At 38.0% G+C, this 21,681-nt stretch carries 14 protein-coding genes and 1 tRNA gene; 5 read left to right on the top strand and 10 right to left on the bottom strand.

The genetic code is table 11. From position 1 onward, the window contains the following. Positions 1-73: 73 nt before the first annotated feature. From DK865_RS15700 to pepA, 4 genes are all read right to left on the bottom strand, one after another. A complete protein-coding gene (locus DK865_RS15700) occupies positions 74-583 on the bottom strand; it encodes a GNAT family N-acetyltransferase (RefSeq protein WP_036914748.1) in 510 nt (169 codons plus the stop codon). Positions 584-958: 375 nt separating this feature from the next. After that, complete coding sequence (locus DK865_RS15695) at positions 959-3,847, bottom strand: valine--tRNA ligase (protein ID WP_023583545.1); 2,889 nt, start codon at positions 3,845-3,847, stop codon at positions 959-961. A 13-nt stretch (positions 3,848-3,860) separates the two neighbouring features. Further along, a complete protein-coding gene (locus DK865_RS15690) occupies positions 3,861-4,310 on the bottom strand; it encodes a DNA polymerase III subunit chi (RefSeq protein ID WP_023583544.1) in 450 nt (149 codons plus the stop codon). 105 nt (positions 4,311-4,415) lie between these two features. Beyond that, entirely contained in the window at positions 4,416-5,924 is a 1,509-nt protein-coding gene (pepA, locus tag DK865_RS15685; protein ID WP_006535637.1) for a leucyl aminopeptidase, read from the bottom strand. 286 nt (positions 5,925-6,210) lie between these two features. Here pepA and lptF point away from each other — a divergent pair, with 286 nt between their 5' ends. After that, positions 6,211-7,308 carry an LPS export ABC transporter permease LptF gene (lptF, locus tag DK865_RS15680; RefSeq protein ID WP_036914669.1) on the top strand — a complete coding sequence of 366 codons (1,098 nt, stop codon included), beginning with the start codon at positions 6,211-6,213 and terminating at the stop codon, positions 7,306-7,308. Next, the gene (gene lptG / locus DK865_RS15675; RefSeq protein WP_023583543.1) at positions 7,308-8,387 is read left to right on the top strand and encodes an LPS export ABC transporter permease LptG; all 1,080 of its coding nucleotides are present in this window, start codon (positions 7,308-7,310) and stop codon (positions 8,385-8,387) included. The genes lptF and lptG overlap by 1 nt, the downstream gene beginning before the upstream one ends. Before the next feature lie 68 nt (positions 8,388-8,455). On the opposite strand, the gene ampH is transcribed toward lptG, so the two are convergent. Beyond that, the gene (ampH, locus tag DK865_RS15670) at positions 8,456-9,685 is read right to left on the bottom strand and encodes a D-alanyl-D-alanine-carboxypeptidase/endopeptidase AmpH (protein ID WP_109392327.1); all 1,230 of its coding nucleotides are present in this window, start codon (positions 9,683-9,685) and stop codon (positions 8,456-8,458) included. A 1,444-nt stretch (positions 9,686-11,129) separates the two neighbouring features. Between ampH and DK865_RS15665 the strand changes: the two genes are divergently transcribed. Continuing rightward, positions 11,130-11,214, top strand: a tRNA-Leu gene (locus tag DK865_RS15665). 257 nt (positions 11,215-11,471) lie between these two features. On the opposite strand, the gene DK865_RS15660 is transcribed toward DK865_RS15665, so the two are convergent. The 5 genes from DK865_RS15660 to DK865_RS15640 form a co-directional block, all read right to left on the bottom strand. Next, complete coding sequence (locus DK865_RS15660; RefSeq protein WP_109392326.1) at positions 11,472-12,533, bottom strand: fimbrial protein; 1,062 nt, start codon at positions 12,531-12,533, stop codon at positions 11,472-11,474. A 9-nt stretch (positions 12,534-12,542) separates the two neighbouring features. Continuing rightward, positions 12,543-15,056: a fimbria/pilus outer membrane usher protein gene (locus DK865_RS15655; RefSeq protein WP_109392325.1), complete on the bottom strand. Its 2,514-nt coding sequence runs from the start codon at positions 15,054-15,056 to the stop codon at positions 12,543-12,545. Between the two features lie 18 nt (positions 15,057-15,074). Next, positions 15,075-15,755: a fimbrial biogenesis chaperone gene (locus DK865_RS15650; protein ID WP_109392324.1), complete on the bottom strand. Its 681-nt coding sequence runs from the start codon at positions 15,753-15,755 to the stop codon at positions 15,075-15,077. 57 nt (positions 15,756-15,812) lie between these two features. Continuing rightward, the gene (locus DK865_RS15645) at positions 15,813-16,385 is read right to left on the bottom strand and encodes a fimbrial protein (RefSeq protein WP_109392323.1); all 573 of its coding nucleotides are present in this window, start codon (positions 16,383-16,385) and stop codon (positions 15,813-15,815) included. A gap of 627 nt (positions 16,386-17,012) precedes the next feature. Continuing rightward, a complete protein-coding gene (locus tag DK865_RS15640; protein WP_109392322.1) occupies positions 17,013-18,812 on the bottom strand; it encodes a sigma-54 interaction domain-containing protein in 1,800 nt (599 codons plus the stop codon). 364 nt (positions 18,813-19,176) lie between these two features. Here DK865_RS15640 and dpaL point away from each other — a divergent pair, with 364 nt between their 5' ends. Both dpaL and DK865_RS15630 read left to right on the top strand, forming a co-directional pair. Continuing rightward, positions 19,177-20,394 carry a diaminopropionate ammonia-lyase gene (gene dpaL / locus DK865_RS15635; protein ID WP_109392321.1) on the top strand — a complete coding sequence of 406 codons (1,218 nt, stop codon included), beginning with the start codon at positions 19,177-19,179 and terminating at the stop codon, positions 20,392-20,394. 30 nt (positions 20,395-20,424) lie between these two features. Continuing rightward, the gene (locus DK865_RS15630) at positions 20,425-21,609 is read left to right on the top strand and encodes a YgeY family selenium metabolism-linked hydrolase (protein WP_023583526.1); all 1,185 of its coding nucleotides are present in this window, start codon (positions 20,425-20,427) and stop codon (positions 21,607-21,609) included. Positions 21,610-21,681: the final 72 nt, after the last annotated feature.

Below are 21,681 nucleotides of genomic sequence, written 5' to 3'. Positions count from 1 at the left end.
AAAAACCCGCATAAAAATGCGGGTAAAATCGAACTTATTTTATTTATTTTTACGTAGGGAACTGCAAGAACACTTAAAGTGGCTTCACCATACGGATTTCACAATCACTATGCCCAGTGTTGCCTAATGCTTCATCAATAAATTCGAATCCTAGTTTTTCGTATAAACCAACCGCCGCTTTTAAGATATCGGTGGTTTCTAAATAGCAACGGCTAAAGCCTTGCTCTTTACCAAATTCTAGAGATTGTAGGACGATTTTTTTTGCAATACCTTTACCTCGTAGTTTGGATGAAAGGTACATTTTTTGTAATTCACAAGTCTTGCCATCACCACCTGCAAGTGGTGCGACACCGCCACCGCCAACAACTTCTCCATCCATCTCAACAACCCAGTAAGCACTGCGTGGCTGATGATAAACTTCATATAAAGTATCTAGAATGGGATCAGCAACAGCAAAGCCTTTATCGGCAGTTAAACCGTGCTCGGCTGAGACTTCACGAATAACGCGTGCAATACCTGCGTTGTCTTTTTCTTCAATTGCTCGGATAACAATACTTGAGGTTATAGTTTGGGTTGCAGTCATAGTTGCACTCATCGTTTTCACTTATTAGTAGAATATTTTTTGATTATTTATTGAGAGAGCACCGGAAAGGAACTTCTTCATTGAAAGTAGCACGGATGGCTACAAAAACTATCTTAATTGATTAAGCGTGTTTGTAAACCGCTAACCTTTTTTCTTTGCTTACTTATTCTTTTTATTTCTAGGGTTATATTTTATTGAATGATTAGATTTAAGCGGAAATAAATGATGGAAATGCATATTAACGAGAATAGCACTGAGAATAATAAGAAATGGAGTGAAAAAGGGTTTTATTTTTTATCTGAAAAAAGCTAAGTAAAAACCCGCGATAAACGCGGGTTTTCATTATCAATCTCAGTGTCTTTAAAACGAAAGTGCTTATAAAGAGGCGATAGAGATTTTCTGTGCGATTAGCTTCTCTTTGGCACTTAAGCATGTTGCTAAGCGTTCACGCTCTTTAGCAACAACGGCTTCTGGCGCACGGCTAACAAAGCCATCGTTAGATAATTTGCTGTCTAACGTAGTGATATCTTTCTCTACTTTTTCCAGTTCTTTATCTAAACGTGCAAGCTCTGCATCTTTATCGATAAAGCCAGCCATTGGGATCAGCAATTCTGCACCGCTAACCAGTTTAGTGACTGATAATGGCGCTTCTTCACCTTCTGCTAATGGACGAATATCCGCTAAACGTCCCATGGCTTTTAAGAAACCAATATTGTCACTAACACGGCGTTTAGCGTTGTCATCGGCACCACGTAAGATAACGTCAAGTGGTTTACCCGGAGCAATATTCATCTCAGCACGAATATTACGAACCGCAACAATCACTTCTTTGATCCATTCAAGATCGTTAAGTGCGTGTTCATCCACCAGCGAAGCATCGAACTCAGGGAAAGCTTGTAGCATGATGGTTTCACCTTCAATGCCTTTCACTTCCTTCACTCGTTGCCAGATGGTCTCTGTGATAAATGGAATAATTGGATGCGCAAGACGCAGTAAGCCTTCTAACACTTCAATCAGTGTATGACGTGCTGCGCGTTTTTGTGCATCATTGCCTTTGTGGACTGCAGGTTTAGATAGCTCAAGATACCAGTCACAGAATTGGTTCCAAGTGAACTCATATAAAATACCCGCAGCGATATCGAAACGATAATTGTCTAACGCTTCACGATAGGCTTTAACTGTATTGTTAAATTCCGCTAAGATCCAACGGTCGGCGAGTGAGTATGTCATCTCACCACCTTGGTAGCCACAATCTTGCTCTTCTGTATTCATCAGAACAAAGCGGCTTGCGTTCCACAGCTTGTTACAGAAGTTACGGTAACCCGATAGACGTTTCATATCCCAATTGATATCACGACCCGTAGAGGCTAATGCCGCTAAAGTAAAGCGTAGGGCATCTGTACCGTGTGCTTCGATCCCTTCTGGAAACTCTTTGCGAGTACGTTTAGCAATTTTTTCAGCCATTTGTGGCTGCATCATATTACCAGTACGTTTTTCTAACAGGTTTTCTAATGAAATACCGTCGATCATATCCAGAGGATCAAGGACATTACCTTTGGATTTTGACATCTTCTGACCTTCTTCATCACGAATAAGACCTGTCATATAAACCGTATTAAATGGAATTTGCGGTTTACCGTCCTCATCTTTGATAAAGTGCATGGTCATCATGATCATGCGCGCGATCCAGAAGAATATAATATCGAATCCACTGACTAAGACATTCGTTGGATGGAATGTTTTCAGTGCTTCAGTATTCTCAGGCCAGCCTAGTGTTGAGAATGTCCATAGTGCAGATGAGAACCAGGTATCCAGTACGTCCTCATCTTGGCGTAATGCAACATCAGCTGCGATATTGTTTTCACGACGAACTTCGTCTTCGTCACGACCCACATAAACGTTGCCTTGGTTGTCATACCAAGCTGGGATACGGTGACCCCACCACAGTTGACGAGAAATACACCAATCTTGGATATCATTCATCCATGAGAAGTACATATTTTCGTACTGTTTTGGTACAAATTGGATATCGCCATTTTTAACTGCCTCAACAGCTGGCTTCGCTAAAGGCGCTGCGCGAACATACCATTGGTCTGTTAATAAAGGCTCGATAACGACACCACCACGGTCGCCGTAAGGTACGGTTAAATCGTGAGGCTTGATCTCTTCTAATAAACCTAGACGTTCAAATTCAGCGACCATGGCTTTACGGGCAGCAAAGCGTTCCATACCTTGGTAGGCTGCTGGAATTTCAGTGCTATAAACGTCAGATTCAACACCATTGGTATCTAAGACTTCTGCACTCACACGGATATTGCCGTCAAAGTCCATGATATTAATCATTGGCAATTGATGACGACGTCCAACTTCATAGTCATTAAAGTCGTGAGCAGGGGTGATTTTTACGCAACCTGTACCTTTTTCCATATCAGCGTGTTCGTCCGCTAAAATAGGGATACGACGGTTAACGATTGGTAGAATAATTTCTTTACCAATTAAATCTTTATAGCGAGGATCTTCTGGGTTAACAGCAACACCAGTATCCCCTAACATGGTTTCAGGACGTGTTGTTGCAACAATAAGGTAATCTTTACCTTCAGCGGTTTTTGCTCCATCGGCTAAAGGATAACGCAGATGCCACATCGATCCTTTAACTTCACGGTTTTCGACTTCAAGATCAGAAATCGCGGTGTGTAATTTAGGGTCCCAGTTTACAAGGCGTTTACCACGGTAGATGAGATCTTCTTTATGTAAGCGAACAAAAGCTTCTTTAACCGCTTTAGATAACCCTTCATCCATGGTGAAACGTTCACGTTCCCAATCAACAGAGTTACCTAAACGACGCATTTGGTTAGAAATGTTACCACCAGATTCCGCTTTCCATTCCCAAATTTTGTCGATAAATGCATCACGACCATAGTCATGACGATTTTTACCTTCTTCAGCGGCAATTTTACGCTCAACAACCATTTGAGTTGCGATACCTGCATGGTCAGTACCTGACTGCCATAGGGTGTTTTTACCTTGCATGCGCTGATAACGGATCATGGTATCCATAATGGTCTGCTGGAAAGCATGACCCATATGTAGGCTACCTGTGACGTTTGGCGGTGGGATCACGATACAGAAGCTTTCTTTCGTTGTATCGCCATTGGCTTTGAAATAGCCATTTTTTTCCCAATGCTGATACAGAGGTTGTTCAATCTCTGCTGGATTATATGTTGTGTCGAGCGATGGCTCTTTCGGTGCGGATTTATTTTCCATATTCTTTACGTATTCAATAGGTTGGCGGCGTAGCCATTGTCAAAGTAAAGCCGACGCTACGATAAATTTTATATCGTTCACGCGCCAACTGTTTCAATTGTTCATCAATAGGTACAAAGTCTATCACTTCATGGAAAGCTGTGGCAAAGTCTACGAATTGGGATTGCAAATTAATCAAGAGATCACGGGGTGCATTACCACGTTTTCCTGGCCAACATAATTCAACAGGAGAGCCATAACGAGGGCCTTCACCTGCAAGATTATGAGGAACAAACTGATGAGGTTCTCTTGCCCATAATGCCTCATCAAGCAATTCAGCTTGAGCTTGAGACTCACAAACCAACAAAATACGTTTGCCTAATCGCCAATGTTCAGCGGTAAGTTGACAGGCAAGCCACTCATGAGCCTGTAAATCATCGTGTATTGATGGGTGTTCCATTAAATAAAACGTGGCGTTTTTCATGATATCCCGATAACAGAAGGGTATTGCGTTGCAATACCCTTCTTGGAGTCTGCTCTATTTACCCTAATAATAAGGTAATACCTTAACCCTGATAATTATGCGGTATTACTCGTCGCTATTCAAACCCGCGCGATTAAGTAAGAACTGAGACAATAAAGAGACAGGACGACCAGTTGCCCCTTTTGCTTTACCAGAACGCCATGCTGTGCCTGCAATATCCAAGTGAGCCCAGTTATATTTAGTCGCAAAACGCGCTAAGAAACAACCTGCAGTAATTGCGCCACCTAAACGGCCACCTGTATTGGCTAAATCAGCAAAATTAGATTCGATTTGTTCATAGAACTCATCGCCTAATGGTAAACGCCAAGCGCGGTCACCGGCTTGCTCTGATGCATTCATTAATTCATGTGCTAATGGATTATGATTAGACATTAATCCGCTGTAATGATGTCCTAAAGCCACCATACAAGCACCTGTTAATGTCGCGATATCGACAACTAATTCAGGCTCAAAGCGCTCAACATAAGTTAACGTATCACACAGTACTAAACGACCTTCGGCATCGGTGTTTAATACTTCAACGGTTTGACCAGACATGGTGGTTAAAATATCACCAGGGCGATAGGCTTTCCCACCTGGCATGTTTTCACAACCCGCAAGTACACCAATGACATTAATTGGTAACTGGAGTTCAGCAACAACACGCATCACACCATAAACTGTTGCTGCACCACACATGTCGTATTTCATCTCATCCATGCCATCAGCAGGTTTGATAGAAATGCCACCCGAGTCAAATGTCAGCCCTTTACCCACTAACACAATTGGACGAGCTTCAGGATCTTTATTGCCTTTATATTCGATAATCGACATTAAAGACTCATTTTGAGAGCCTTGTCCTACCGCAAGGTAAGCATTCATATTTAGCTCTTTCATTTGTTCTTCGCCAATAACACGCGTAGAAACATTTGAAGACGAGTCTGCTAATTGACGTGCTTGAGATGCTAAATAAGCCGCATTACAGATATTTGGTGGCATGTTCGCTAAATCTTTACATGCTTTAATACCTGATGCGATGGCTAAACCGTGCGCGATTGCGCGTTCACCACTAGGTAGCTCACGACGAGTAGGTACATTAAAGACCATTTTACGTAATGGACGACGTAATTCTGTCTTATTGCTTTTTAGTTGATCAAAGGTATAGAGGCAGTCTTTTGCAGTCTCAACCGCTTGACGCACTTTCCAGTAATTATTACGACCTTTAACATGTAACTCAGTCAGAAAGCATACGGCTTCCATAGAGCCAGTTTCATTGAGTGTGTTAATGGTTTTTTGAATGATCTGTTTATACTGGCGTTCATCCAATTCACGCTCTTTACCGCAACCAATCAGTAAAACGCGCTCAGAGAGAACATTTGGTACATGATGTAACAGCAATGATTGTCCGACTTTGCCTTCCAGTTCACCTCTGCGTAACAGGGCGCTGATATAGCCATCACTGATTTTATCAAGTTGCTCCGCGATCGGAGATAAACGACGAGGCTCAAACACCCCCACGATAATACAAGCGCTGCGTTGTTTCTCTGGGCTGCCGCTTTTTACATTAAACTCCATGCGTTCTCCTGAATATTAAAGACAAAAACGGAAAGTATCGTTTAGAATAGTGATCCGCATTAATCTACCCCATAGAAAGTTTACTTTTTATGTTAAGCTAAATGCATTAATTGAACACAACTAATTTAGCTAACTTATAAGCTTGTTCTTATTGGGAACCTGTTTATAGCATGTTTTGATATCATTTGGGCTGCAAGAATGTCTAACTGAGATGCACAAATGATAGATATACAACGAAGTTAGCGATTTTCCTGCAAAAAGACAAGTTTTCACAGGCATAACTAGCGTGATTATAATTCGATATTTAGCTCGGGAAACCCTTAAAAGTCAGATAGCCATCTTATTTATTTTGATGCTTATCTTCTTTAGCCAGAAACTGGTTGAGATTTTAGGGGCTGCTGTAGAAGGTAATATTCCTACAAACCTCGTGATTTCTCTGCTGTGGCTGGGAATTCCTGAGATGGCACAGCTTATTCTTCCATTAAGCCTTTTTCTTGGGCTTCTGATGACTTACAGCAAACTTTATGTTGAAAGTGAGATAACCGTCATGAATGCGTGCGGAATAGGTAAGAAAGCATTAGTGCAAGCTGCACTGTTGCTCTCATTACTGACCAGCGCATTAGCTGCAGGAAATGTCATTTGGCTTATTCCTTGGTCTTCGGTACATCAAGAGCAAGTCCTTGAGGATGCTAAAGCAAACCCAAGTTTAGCGGCATTGATGGAAGGGCAATTTAAAATGTCCAGTGATCGCAATATGGTGCTCTATCTTGGTAGTGTCAAAGGAAATCAATTCCAAGATGTGTTCCTTGCACAACTGCGTCCAACGCAAGATCAGCGTCCTTCTGTCGTGGTGGCAGATAAAGGCTATACCAAAGAATTACCTAACGGGAATCAGATAGTCGTATTAAGTGAGGGAACTCGCTATGAAGGTACGGCAGTGCTACGTGATTTTCGTATTACCGATTTTAATGACTACCAAGCTGTTATAGGACACCGTGAATCGACCATTAGCAGTAATCGTGTAGAACAAAAAACGATGACTGAACTTTGGCATTCGAATGAAACAGAGTCTATCGCTGAATTCCATTGGCGCTTAACCTTGATTTTCTCTGTTGTCATTATGGCGGTGATGGTTGTGCCTTTAAGTGAGGTAAACCCACGTCAAGGTCGCGTATTAAGCATGCTACCTGCCATGCTGCTTTATCTGGTGTTCTTCTTACTACAAAGTTCATTGCACTCTAATGGTGAAAAAGGAAAACTGGACCCCCTCATTGCAATGTGGAGTGTTAATGGTATTTATCTTGCCTTAGCTATCTTATTGAATGTTTGGGATACCTTGCCTATGCGTAAATTCCGTGCTCGCTTTAAGAAAGGAGTTGCCTGATGTTTGGTGTATTAGATAGATATATCGGGCGTACTATTTTACAGTCAATCTTGATGACACTCTTTTTGCTGGTTTCACTATCCGGCATTATCAAATTTGTCGATCAACTTCGTAAAGTAGGGCAAGGGGATTTCACCACACTCGATGCGGGTATTTACGCGATTTTAAATATCCTTAAAGATGTGCAGATTTTCTTTCCTATGGCGGCATTACTTGGTGCGTTATTAGGATTAGGCGCATTAGCAACGCGTAGTGAGTTAGTGGTGATGCAAGCATCGGGATTTACCCGCTTGCAAATTGCGGGCTCTGTGATGAAAACCGCTATTCCATTAGTCCTGTTAACAGTACTGATTGGTGAATGGGGGGCGCCACAAGGTGAACAATACGCACGTAACTATCGTGCCGAAAAAATCATGGGTAATTCTTTAGTTTCGACTAACCGTGGTATGTGGGCTAAAGATGGCAACCAATTTATTCATATCAACCGAATAAAGAGCCAAAATGAGATGCAAGGCATCACACTCTATGATTTTAATAATGATAGAAAACTAGAAACGGTACGTTATGCCTCAAGTGCAACCTACGATGTGAATAAAAAAACGTGGATGTTGAAGCAAGTTGAACTGTCAGATTTAACTGATCCACAAAAAATCACTGGTAAAAAACAGGTATCACTTGAATGGCCAACACGACTCACGCCAGAAAAATTAAGTGTTGTGGCGTTAGATCCAGATGCATTATCGATCAGTGGACTCTATCAGTACGTTAAATATCTAAAACAGAGTGGGCAAGAGTCAGCAAACTATGAGCTGAATTTCTGGAAAAAAATCTTTGCGCCAATCTCTGTTGCGGTAATGATGTTAATGGCATTGTCATTTATTTTTGGTCCATTACGCACTGTACCAATGGGATTAAGAGTCTTAACGGGTATCTCTTTTGGTTTCTTATTCTATATTGTCAATGAAGTTTCAGGACGATTAAGTTTGGTTTATGGCATACCTGCAGTGATTGCAGCATTAGTACCGGGAATACTCTTTCTAACGTTGAGTTTATGGTTATTGATGAAGCGTAATCGCTAAGTAAAGATCAGCCAGAAAAATAAAAAGCGCCTTATAAGGCGCTTTTTTTATCACTAATGAATAGGTGATCACTGATAAAAATCTTTTGCCAATGCACGAACCAGAGCATTAGTCCCCTGAGTCACTTCACTAAATTTAGTGCCATTAGGTTTGCGGGTGATCACCACAAATACACCGATATTTAATTCAGGAATGGTTGCCATATAAGTATTAAATCCACCGCCACCGCCTGTTTTTTGGTAAATCGCCGGAATACCATTGGCGGGTGCCATATAAACCCAACCTAAACCGATACCATCCGCGCGACCTGCAACATCCATTCCTTCTATTGAAGAGAGTCGATTGCGAGGGAAGTAGACAGACTGTTCTTTACTTGCTGTTGCCTTTCGCATGGCATTATGAGAAGTCAAAAAGCCTTGCATCCAACGTTGCATATCGGCAGGCGTCGAGTACACCCCGCCACTTCCTGCGGCTGCAATAGTGTCAGAGCATGGGCTGGGTTTATATCCTACTAATAGTCGTTGGCATTGGGCTGGCGTCGGCGTCAATGTAGTATTCGTCATACCTGCGGGGTGAGTGACATATTGTTGTAAAAGTTGAGGATAACTTTTACCTGATGCTTTCACCAAGGCATCTGCTAATAGATCATAAGCTAGGTTTGAATAAGCCGCTTGTTCCCCTGCGGTAGATGTCAGTGTTGCTTTTTTCAACCAATTCCAGCGGTCGCCATGCGTTGGCCATATAAAAACGGGTCTTCCCCATTTTCCACCAGGTTGTTCTCGCGGAAAACCACTGGTGTGACTCGCTAAGTGATAAAGGCGGATAGGGGATTGAGTGCTGACTAATGGGATGTCTACACCATAGTAGCTGTATTTTTGCAGTGGATCGGTGACTAATAGTTTTCCATCATCTTGTAACTTTAACATCACTTCACTGGTCATCAGCTTTGTAATTGAAGCAATCCGAATAAGCGAGTTCATTGATGGTGCATTGCGGCTTTCTGGGGTTGTCGTCCCAAAAGAACGATTCAAGGTTTGAGAGTTATTGATCATGACAATAACCATACCTTGAGGATGACTCTTTTGATAAATCTGTGAGGCATATTTATCAAACAGCGCACTTGCATTGCTTACATTAGGGCTTAATGCTGTAGGCCATTGCGTTAACTCAGGCACACTGTTCTGTTGATTTAACATAGAGGGTTGTGTCGCTGGTGGCAATGACGAACGTTGGCTACACGCATTCAATGTCAGTAAAGCGACTGGGATCATAAGATATTTTAGAAAATGTTTTTTCATTTTTACTTTCAACAGAAGTCAGTGAGGTGAAAGGAATGCGATCAACATAAAATAGTTTATGTTTTAATTTGGTGCCTTTCTTATCGCGCTATTTTTTCTTTATCATTTTTAATACGGCACCTAAGATAATACCAACAAATATGCCTGTGATAATCCAGCCAACAATGCCCATAACACCGCCTTCTAATCAGATTTAAACCAAATTTTGATTATATTATCAGAAATAAGAATGTCTATCAGTGCAAGAGTCAGTTATCAAAAAGTTGGCATTAAATGTGTCAAATTGTCTCGAAGGAAAAGATAGTGAAGAAAAACTGCATCATAAAAAGACATTTCTCTCATATTTCCCCTCTAAAAACGAAGTAAGTATTACCGTTAAGTTACAATCTTCCTCGGTTTACCCCCATTTCTAACCCTATTATTAGCTTTTCTTTATTATTAAGTTAGGATGTGTATATCAAGAAAATGTTAATGAATGGTGTTATAGTCTTTCCTGTTGTATTCTTGTGGTTTATTATGCTAAATAATATTTTAATTTGATTTAGTTTTGGGTTGTTGTAAAGATAATATAAGTGTGTGTCATATTTTGTAATAATTTACTGATTGTGGAATTGTGAAATTAAATTTATTATAGCTTCATCAAGTCGAGAGACTGAGAATATAAGCGTTACAGAGCAAAGATAACACAGTAATAATAGAGTGAAGTAATAAGAAGGCATTTTATAAAATAGCCTCTTTATAATAAATTAATTATATATTAATAGTAATATTTCAACACCATTATATTAAATAGTCGTACTTTCGTTATAGCCGTAAATAAATACCTTTATATTAGATAGCAGTACCTTTGTAGTAAATAGTAATTTCCTATGTAGTCGTAAGAAGTATCTTATTAAAATAGTAAATCCTTTATATCAATAATATGCAGTATAGATAAAGAAGTACATTATATTAATAAAACATAACTATTTTCTTCCTCACACCAGGGAAGAAAAGGGCAGTGACGCTATAAAAACAACTTATAGTCATTAAAATAAAACTAAGCCCTCGTTTAGCAGTACTGTCGGATCAAAACACTAACCCAAGTTTTGATCCTTTTTTTATTTATCGTTATATATATTAAAATATATCGATTGGGAGGGTTAATTTTAATGAATTTATATAATGACGATGTAGACTTTTAAAAAAAGATAAGATAAGAAAAAAGTAGAAATAAAGTAAAAAATAAACTTAGATACAAAAACAACAAGATAATTGATTTATTGATACAACATGATTAAAGCATTAACGATAAATACCTTGATGTAACCTACAGGTCGTGTTTTATGATAGCAATAACCCCTAAATGCACTTTTTTTCGCCAATCAAACTGAAAACTAACAATAATTGTTGCGAGGGTTCTTTACGCAAGTATAATGGGCAGGTTTTCCAAACACACTTCAGTGCCGGAGTGGCGAAATTGGTAGACGCAGTTGATTCAAAATCAACCGCCTTCGGGTGTGCCGGTTCGAGTCCGGCCTTCGGCACCAAAAATCAGACGCTAAAAGCGTCTTTTTTTATGTCTAAAATTCTAGTGTTACAAATTTTCCACCCAGTTTTATAGTCAATACAGTATTATCATCAATGAGATAAGTTGAGATATTGAGATAAGTTGAGATAAGTGGATAGCCAGTATCCACCGTTTTATATTTTAATGTTTCGCAATTGGGTTGTAGACGTTGTTTTGAAACGTTAGGAAGTCAAAAATTTCCTTTTCTGATTAATGGCGTAAAATACGCAGCAATAACTAATTAAACTCCAATACAAAGTTTGCGGAGGCACTGAGTTTGCCTGGTTTTACTTCATCACCATAACGATAATATTCAGCTTTTAATGGAACGTTATTAATACCACTCGCTAAATCCGCAAGTTTTACAAACTCATTATTAATTAATACAGTATTGCCATTTGAAGGGGATGAAACCACAAAACCGACACCCTTGGCATTATTTCTATCACCTTCATTATCAGGTTTGATAATGGTTTTTTGTCCTTCATAACTTGTGGTGTTATGCGCCATGAGTTTTATTTTAGCGGAGGCATTACCAGTACAATTAATTCTCAGATGATCTTCAGCATATTGATTATCACGAGGAAATCCGATGTCAGAAAATGCAGTGATAGGCATTTTAGGTAGGTTCATTTCAAGGTTCGTATTTTCTGCACTACAAGATGTTGGTGCGCTAATAATATTGACTGATAAACGATAACTAAAACCAACCGCTGTTGTGCCGCCACCTGAATTAAAGCGATTAATTAATATTGAGCCAATATATTGAGTCGTAAAACGCTGTGATTTAGGGTTATCTTTAGTGGAATAAATAATTACAGTAGCATCCCTTGTATTAAGCTTAGGGCTGTTAACAGGAACTTCTTGTCCGGGCTGACTTCTAAATGAAAGGCCTGACTCATTTTCAATGAGAACATAAGCATAATCATCTAAACCTGTAATATGACCATTGCGTACAACATAATAAGCAGGTCTTCCATCGATATCCATATAATAGGTTGGCATTACGCCACTGGCTTCGCTATATGTCGCATAAGCATAGAACTCCGCACCATCGGGGCAATCTGCGACTGCAACATCAGAGCCATCACGCTTAAATGTAAAACGTGCTATTTCTTGATTTTTTTTAATCATCCCTTTTAGTTCAATGGTACCGCCTCTGGCATCCATCGTGCCATGTTTAATCCCGCCATTATTGACACAATCAGGCGCGGCATGGCTGTAAAAAGAGAGGGTAGATAAACTAAGAATAAAAATTAGAAATAATAATTTATTCATTTTATTTTTTAAGTTAGCCATTTTATTTCCTTATTTACACTCAGTATCTAAAATATATAAGCCATTAACAGGCGTTTTATTATCAATGTGATAAGTTGCATGGCAGCTTTTTTGCTCACCGTTAATTATCCATGAAACTTGAATATTGCCTTGTGGTTTATTGGCAACAAAATAGAGTTGATGGAAGCTGGCGACTAATTGCGTATCATCGTTATCAATTTCAGCTTTAGCCCCCATAGGGATGGTACTTTTATCCAGTGTTTGTAATGTCAGTAGGAATTTAAAGCCTTTTTTAGCATCGAAATCAGCCAGCACTAAAGCACCTTTTGTTGGAACAATATTACTAATAATGTTATTCGAAATTTCAGTATCACTTGGAATAGAATTAGTATTAACACTAATGCTATTTTTTTGGTAAGGCGACATTCCAGAAACAACCGCTAATCCACGATTATTCGTTTTAATAGATTGACCATTAATGACTTCTACACCAGAGGTATCTTTAGTCAGTATTAATGCATTCGTTTGTTGCAATGAAGGGGCAAATACTGCGCCATATTGTGTTGCAACCAATGCGCCACTAATACCGTAGTTAATATTTTGCTTATCTTGAGCATATGAATAACCCGCATTAACAACGGCACTTTGTGTTTTATAAGCGCCATTTAACCCCCCGCTATAATTAACACCTTTATTACCATAGCCTTGATAAATATCCCAGTTGGCTTGATTTTTATCACCATAGGTTCCACTTAAACGTGCGGTCTGTAATACTTGGTTATCATTATTCGTTGATATACCGTAATTAGCCCAAATGTAGTTCTCATTCCATGAAAAAGGAATGCTGACATTCATACTCAAATCATGGCTATTTTTTTTATTACTTTCGTTATAACGACTACCATCGTAATAAGTGTAATAGACACTATAGTTAACTTTATTAATGGCACTATTAAAACCCATATTATAAGAATGAACAGTTTTACCGCTAACATACTTATAAATAACTGAATTTAAATTAATCGAAGCGTTATTAGAAAATAAAGGTTGATTAATCGAGAGCGTATATTCATTTTTTAATCCATTGCTTGGATGGTATTTTCTGTCTTTGTGTTCCATCGCTTGAGTAAAATTGAGAAAATTGGCATCAAAATGACGATAGCCTACCAACGAAAGAGTCGTGTCTGTTGCTGATATATTTTTAGAATAATTAACTCTAAAAGCATTGCCATGTAATGGATCATTACCATTATTGGTGGAAGATTTTGCATACAATAAGTCAGTAGTGATCGCGCCATAGCTCCCTAAATTTACTCCAGTGCCCACACCAACAGATTGATATTTTTCACCAACAAGTATGCCGCCATAAAGGGTGACATAGTCAGTTAAACCATAGAAAGCTTCGGTCTGAACAATATAAGCTCCATCCCCGCTATTATTACCGTCGTATTTACCCGTGGAGAAGCTATATTTTAATTCACCTTTTCTTTCTAGATTGGCAATAGAAGAGAAAGGCACAATAAAATTCTTTTCAGAGCCATCTGCTTCAGTCACGCTGACATATAAATCTCCGCCACTGTTCATCGGATAATAATCAGTAATATTAAAAGGCCCAGCAGGTACGCTACGCTTATAAATTACTTGTCCGTTTTGGGTGATAGTGACTATAGATTCTGTATTAGCAATACCCGAAACGCTAGGTGCATAGGTTCTATTCTGTGTTGGTGTCATTAGTCTATCAGTGACTAATTTAATACCTCTAAATTTTACTGAATCAAAGAGTTGTGAAGAAGAGTAGAGATCACCAATCATTAATTCACTATTAATGCGGGTAATTGCTCTAGAAAGAACATTACTTAATGTATTCCATTTTTTATCGCCATTTTCATTTTTCGTCCATGTTGAATAATTATTGAAACGCCAAGGTCCTAAATTAACTTGGGTTTGAATATTACCATAATAGCTATCCGTCGTATTTCCCTGACTACGGCTATTAAATGAAGACAATGCATAATTCACTAATAACGCAGGAATACCTGAATCCCAGTTTTTTATTTCATTTTCTTTCAATCTATCTTCGTTAACATATAATTGTGGTAATGTTAGAACATATTGTTTTCTATTTAAATCTAAATAGCCATTCGCATTATTGATTTCGTTGAGATTAATAAAATCATTATTTTTGTTTTTATTAATCACATCATAAGGAAGATCAACACCCGCGTTATACCACTCTTCTGCTGAAAGACGTGGTGCTAACAATTGGTTACCCTCTTTATCTTCCATCAAAATAAAATCAAAGTCGCGTGTTAATACGCGATTATCATTGATAAAAAGAGTAACCTTATAGTGACCTGGGGCAATATTATTCTCTCTAAAGACATTAAGATCTTCATTTGTTACTTGTTGAGTGCTTCCTTCAATATTTAATAGATTAGCAGGATAATAGTCATTTGCTGATGTATTAGAAGAAGCGAATAAAGCGCCAGCAATAAAAAAATAGAGTGGCGATTTATTAAAATAATTATCCTTTATCTTTTTCATATTGAATAACATCTCTTATTATAATGCAAATTCCATTGGAAGGTTTTTTCCAAAATCGTCGATATAAAATAGTTTTATTTTTTCTTTACCCGATAATGCTTTATTAACGCTAATTGTGGTTTCTGATTTTGGCGAAAGAAAACCAGGTAATTGTTCAATCTCTTTTCCATCAATAAAAAGTTTACTAATATTAATAAAATAAGGTGAGTTATTTGATACTACAAGATTGTTATTCTTTGATGACCACTTTAACTCTTTGATTTCTTTTTCAATATTGTCATTTTTTAGAGATTGTGGTCTGTAAATCAACTTAATTCTATTTGTCATTGAATAACGAAGAACATTTTCTAGATTTTCATTGCTTGGTGCGACAAACTTAACATTGATCCAATACATGGATTCAATATCATTAGGTAATGTTGTATTTTTAGTAACTTGTAGTGTATTTTTTTGTTGCGCCATTAATTTAATTAATGGTGGAGTGATTACAAAATCTTGAGTGAGTTTGCCATTGAGATCTTCAACCCAGGATTGTAATAAGTAATTCGTGTTTTTATCACTATTAAAAGCAACGAAACCTTCGTTCTTACTTGTTTCACTATAAACAACACGAGTTGTTTCTAAACCAAACCCAGCAAAACTTGATGTTATTGAGCTGAATATTAATCCTAGTCCTAAAAGTGTTTTTTTAAATTTCATCGATAAATACCTTTTTAATAATAGCAGGCTAATAGCATTATTAACCTGCTATTTTTATTATTGATAAGTTAATGTGTAATTCAATGTTGCATCAGCACGACCTGCTTCTACGTTATTACTTGTACTAACATATTTAGCAATAAAATAAAGTGTTTTAGATTTCAGGTCACCTGTATCTTTAATTTTATATTCTTTAGTGACATTGAGATTGAAAGGTGTTCCCAAATCATCTCTATCATAAATATGGATGCCAACATTTTTTGCTGTATTTGAATCATCAGGATTATCTAAAGCTAAAATTTGATCAGAGCTGCTGTCTGTTTTACCTTCTAGCTTTAATTTTACCGTACCTTGTGGTGGACAATTAATTAAAGAGATATCTAGTTTTCCATTACCTGATTTTCCACCCACTTCGCTACCTGCGCCGTCAAATTCACTGGTCGCATAACGCCCCATATTAACGTTGCCATCAGAACCTGTGCCATTAATATCAATAGTACAAGTTGATGAATAAATTAAACCGGTAAAAGAAATTTGACCAGATTGCTCTTCAGCAGAAACTGTAGCACTTGCCGTTATTACAGAAATAACGAAAGCCATTGGAAGTAATTTTTTTGTTAAAATAGGCATTTTGACCCCTAGTGATTGATATAAATAGTATTTAATAAGTGATGTTAAGTGCTATTTATTCTAAGATTTTAGGCTAAAGGCATTAGGAAATATAAGTGCCTTAAACAGAGAAACCTAATAAAAATATAATCTTAAATGAAATAGCTTTTACTATTAATCATAAAATTCGTAATCAATTTTCATTGTTTTAAATTTTATAATTAACATTAAATCTGGATATTGAAATTGACTTCAATTTATTCTCAAACGGATTCTATGTGTTTTGTTTAATTCTGTCTTATGGACAGTGTTACAAAAATTTCTTATGTAATTTAGAAAAATCATTAATAAGATAATAAAAATAAAAAAATTTATTATTATTTATCATGTGGTTAGATTTTTGTGTGTTATCAGGAATAAAAGAGGATAGTTTAAATTTACTTTATGGAAAATATATTTTGTTACAAATGGCAGTAAGTTTAAAATATTATCATGACCATGCTTTATAAAAAACAGTCATTAAAAGAAGTATTTCTAATAATCTAGATGGGATAATTAGTAGAAATTATTTTTATTAAAGTTTTTATGCTAATTTAAATCTATTGATTAAGTTATTAATATTTAAAAATTCATTTTAAATACCTTTTATCATATTTTTATTTTTCTATATAAAGTAGCAATACTTATTCCTAAAATTTCTGCGGCTTTCTTCTTTCCTTCTAATGTTGTTCCTGTTTTTTCTAATAGGTTCATAATGGTTTGATATTCTGATGTTAGGCTTTGAGATTTGAGATATTCTTGTGCATTTAATGGTTGAGTTTTATCTTTATTATCTGTTGTAGCTTTTGTAGGGATACGACTGTTTTTGTCCTTTTCTAAAGAAGCAGCATGCGATGTTTCTAACAAATAAGGTGGAAGGTGACTAAGGTTTAAATCAACAGTATCACCTTGCATAACATACATATACTCAATCACATTGCGTAACTCTCTGATATTGCCAGGCCAATCATAGGAATATAAATAGTTAATAACAATGTTGGGGATCTTCGTTGCAGGTCGCTTATAGGTTAATGCTAAATCGTCGGCAAAAAATTGTGCAAGCTCTGCAATATCTTCTCGATGATCACGTAATGCAGGCGTATGGATTGGAACGACATTCAGACGATAAAACAGATCTTCGCGGAATTGCCCTTTATTGACCATTTCACGCAGATCTTTATTGGTGGCAGCAATGATCCTTACATCAATATTGATCATATTATTAGAGCCAACACGAGTGATACTTTTTTCTTGAAGAACACGTAAAAGCTTGGCTTGTAGATGTAAAGGCATATCCCCAATTTCATCTAGAAACAGGCTTCCGCCATGTGCTAATTCAAATTTACCAATACGTCCTTTAGGATCAGCGCCACTAAATGCGCCGCGGACATAACCAAAAAGCTCGCTTTCTAGTAATTGCTCAGGAATAGCTGCGCAGTTGATGGTAATAAAAGGCTGTTTTGTGCGTAGGCTTTGTTGATGGATTGTGTAAGCAACGACTTCTTTACCTGAGCCACTTTCTCCCGTAATTAAAACACTCGCATGGCTCACCGCAACTTTACTTAACATGCTTTTTAAGTGAAGCATATTTTGTGAATTACCAATTAAAGGAGAGTGAGGATCTTCACCAACAGACACGGTATTTACTTGTGTCATATAATCGCGGGCATCATGGAAAATAACCATAGTAAGTTGGTCATTATCCACAGAAGAAAAAGTGATTTTTTTACACAGAACATGATAGCGTTGGTGGTTTAATACCAACCAAGCTTCTTCATCGCCATAAAGAATATCGCCAGTTATATCGATCTCAAGAGATTGCCCTATTAATTCACAATCGAAAAAGCGTAAAGCAGAAAGATTGGCGTGCCAAATTTTACTTTGGCTATCGATTGCAATCACACCTCGGTCCATGACATCAATCAAGTTTCGAAAAGTACCAAATCGCTCTTGCTCTTTAAGCCTTTCAAGACATTCAAAAACACGACTTGAAATCATCTCTGAAAACTGCTCGATAAAAGTGATAAATGCCTGTTTTTGTTTCATCAAAAACATTTTTTGTTCTCGATTTGAACAAATAATTCCTATCACGCCAATAACTTGATTATTGAGAAAAATAGGGGCATTTAGATCAAGCTCTTCGCTACAAGTTAAGCGATTTTGACACAGTTGGCAGAGATCATTTTCTTTGGGATCTTCAATTAAAATGGTCTTTTGTACTTGCAGTACATGACGATAAATATGCCCATTATTAGAGACATCTTGATTGAGCATATAACGGTAACGTCCTGTACCCGCAATACGAATTAAATTGTTATCAATAATTTCAACATCGGTGCCTGTAATGCTTGCTATTGCATCGGTGTATTTGCTGATTTCATCTTGTAGGGTACTCAGTAATGAGTGCATCACATTCTCACCTTAAAATTATCAATATTGATAATAAATTATCACCACTTGTTTTGGGTGTTAAATTTAATTGTTATTTATTAGTTAGTTATATGATTTTTGTATAAAGCTCACACGGTTTCTTATTATTGATAATTTATCACCTAAATAAAACCGCCTAGATCACAGCTTTTCTGCATTATTTATTTCATCTCTTAATGGGTTAAGTCATAAATATATTTAAAATCAAAAGATTACATCTTTATTAAAGGCTTTTTGAGTGAGTTGGCATACATATTGCGATATAGGAGATAACCCTATGTATTCCGATTAATTGCGATATTGGGTTATCGCAAATTTTAAAGTGTGATTAAGAGGTAATTCCATGCAGGAGCAATTGCAGTACCTGATTAACCAGAGTTCTTTTACGCGAAAACCAACCGCTGAGCTTGCCCCTTTTCGTTATGAAGAGTTAGTCAAAGCGTTAGATTTTCATCGAACTATTCCAGGGTACGCGCCTACACCGTTATTTCATTTACCCCAATTAGCGAAAACTTTAGGGGTAGGGGAGTTATATCTCAAAGATGAGTCTTTCCGTTTTGGTTTAAAAGCATTTAAAGCGTTAGGTGGGGCTTATGCGATGGCACGCCATATTGCTGATTTCCTCGAAATGGACATAAGTGAATTACCTTATGAGGTAATGATCAGTGATGAGATCAGGAAAAAGTTAAATGGTGTCACTTTTGCGACAACCACTGACGGGAATCATGGACGTGGTGTTGCTTGGATGGCAAGACAGTTAAAGCAAAAAGCTGTGGTTTATATGCCAAAAGGATCATCACAAGAACGTTTAGATGCCATCTTGCGTGAAGGTGCAGTCGCTGAAATCGTTGATATGAACTATGACGATGCTGTGAGAATGACGGCTGAAATGGCTGAAAAATATGGCTGGATCGTGGTTCAAGACACGGCATGGGATGGCTATGAAGAGATCCCACTTTGGATCATGCAAGGCTATGGCACGTTAATGCTGGAATCTCTCGCACAATTACATGAAGTCCCCCCTACGCATATTTTGGTGCAAGCCGGCGTGGGCTCTTTTGCAGGTATGGTGCAAGGCATGGTAACAGCCGCTTATGGCAAACAAGCGCCAAAAGTGATTGTGGCTGAAGCGCGTATTGCCGACTGTTTATATCAATCTGCGGTATCAGGAAAAGCGGAGGCTGTTCCTGTGGGTGGGGATTTACAAACCGTCATGGCTGGGCTTGCTTGCGGTGAAGCAAATAGTATTGGTTGGAATTTATTACGCGATTATTCAGCGGCATTTTTCTCTTGCCCTGATGCCGTCGCGACTAGGGGAATGCGGATTTTAGGGAACCCTTTACCCGGTGATCCGCACATCATTTCTGGTGAATCTGGTGCTGTGACAACAGGCTTGCTCTCTATTTTGATGCAATCACCTGTTTATCAGAGTGCAAAAGCAGAGCTGGGATTAGATGAAAATGCAAGAGTGCTTGTGATAAGCACTGAAGGTGACACCGATCCTGAGCGTTATCGCGATATCGTGTGGGATGGCGAGTTACCTAGCTTCAAACAATTTTAAAAAACAAATAAGTCTTTTGGAGTGAACAGTATGTTATCAGCAAACCGATTTGATGAAGTTATTAAGAATTGCCAATTATTAATCCAACAAAAAAGCTATTCAGGTGAAGAAGGTAACGTTGTTAAAGTCATAGAAGAGATGATGAAAAACTATGATTTTGACGATATTCATATTGATAAATACGGCAATATTATTGGTGGAATTATAGGTCAACATCCAGGGAAGACCCTTGTTTTTGATGGTCATATCGACACTGTACCCGTTAGTGAACGTGACTGGAAAGAGAAGCCTTATGGTGCAGAAATCAAAGACGGCAAGATTTATGGTCGTGGCACCAGTGATATGAAAGGTGCCGTCGCTGCCATGATTTCAGCGATTGGTTTTTATGGTCAAGATAATCAACGCAACTTTGCCGGTCGTATTTATGTCTCTTGTATTGTGCATGAAGAGTGTTTTGAAGGTGTTGCCGCAAGACTCGTTTCTGAGCGCTACAAACCAGACTATGTGGTGATTGGTGAAGCCTCAGAATTAAATCTCAAAATTGGACAACGAGGTCGTGCCGAAATTGTTGTTGAAACCTTTGGTAAGCCCGCTCACTCCGCCAATCCAGATGCAGGGATCAACTCTGTTTATAAAATGGCAAAACTGATCGAGAAGATCAGAACTTTAACGCCATCGGTTCATCCTGTGTTAGGAAAAGGGATCTTAGAACTTACGGATATTAAATCATCACCTTATCCAGGCGCTTCGGTTGTACCTGAATATTGCCGTGCCACTTACGATCGCCGTTTATTAGTCGGTGAAACTAAAGAGGATGTACTCGCACCATTACAAAAAGCAATTGATGAACTAACTTCTCAAGATGCTGATTTTAAAGCTAAAGTCTCTTACGCCTACGGTACTGAAAAATGTTACACCGGCGCCACTATTGAAGGTGAACGTTTCTTCCCAGGTTGGGTATTAGAAGAGAGCGATCCTTACGTACAAAGCGTTTTAAAAGGGCTGCACGAGTCCGGCTTTAAACCTACTGTCACACAATACTCTTTCTGTACTAACGGTAGCCATTATGCGGGTGAAGCGGGTATTAAAACCATTGGTTTTGGTCCATCTCGCGAAAACTTAGCACATACCATTGATGAGTATATCGAAATTGAACAGTTAAAAGGTGCGGCAAAGGGTTATTACAGCATTATGAACAGCCTTTATCACCTTTAATTCTTACGAAATAAATCCTTACTAGAAGAGTGTCTGGCGAAATAGCCAGGTGCTCTTTGGAGAAATAACAGA

Origin of the sequence: Proteus cibi (assembly GCF_003144405.1) — a bacterium.
GTDB lineage: Bacteria > Pseudomonadota > Gammaproteobacteria > Enterobacterales > Enterobacteriaceae > Proteus > Proteus cibi.
This window is presented reverse-complemented; position numbering and strand designations above follow the sequence as displayed.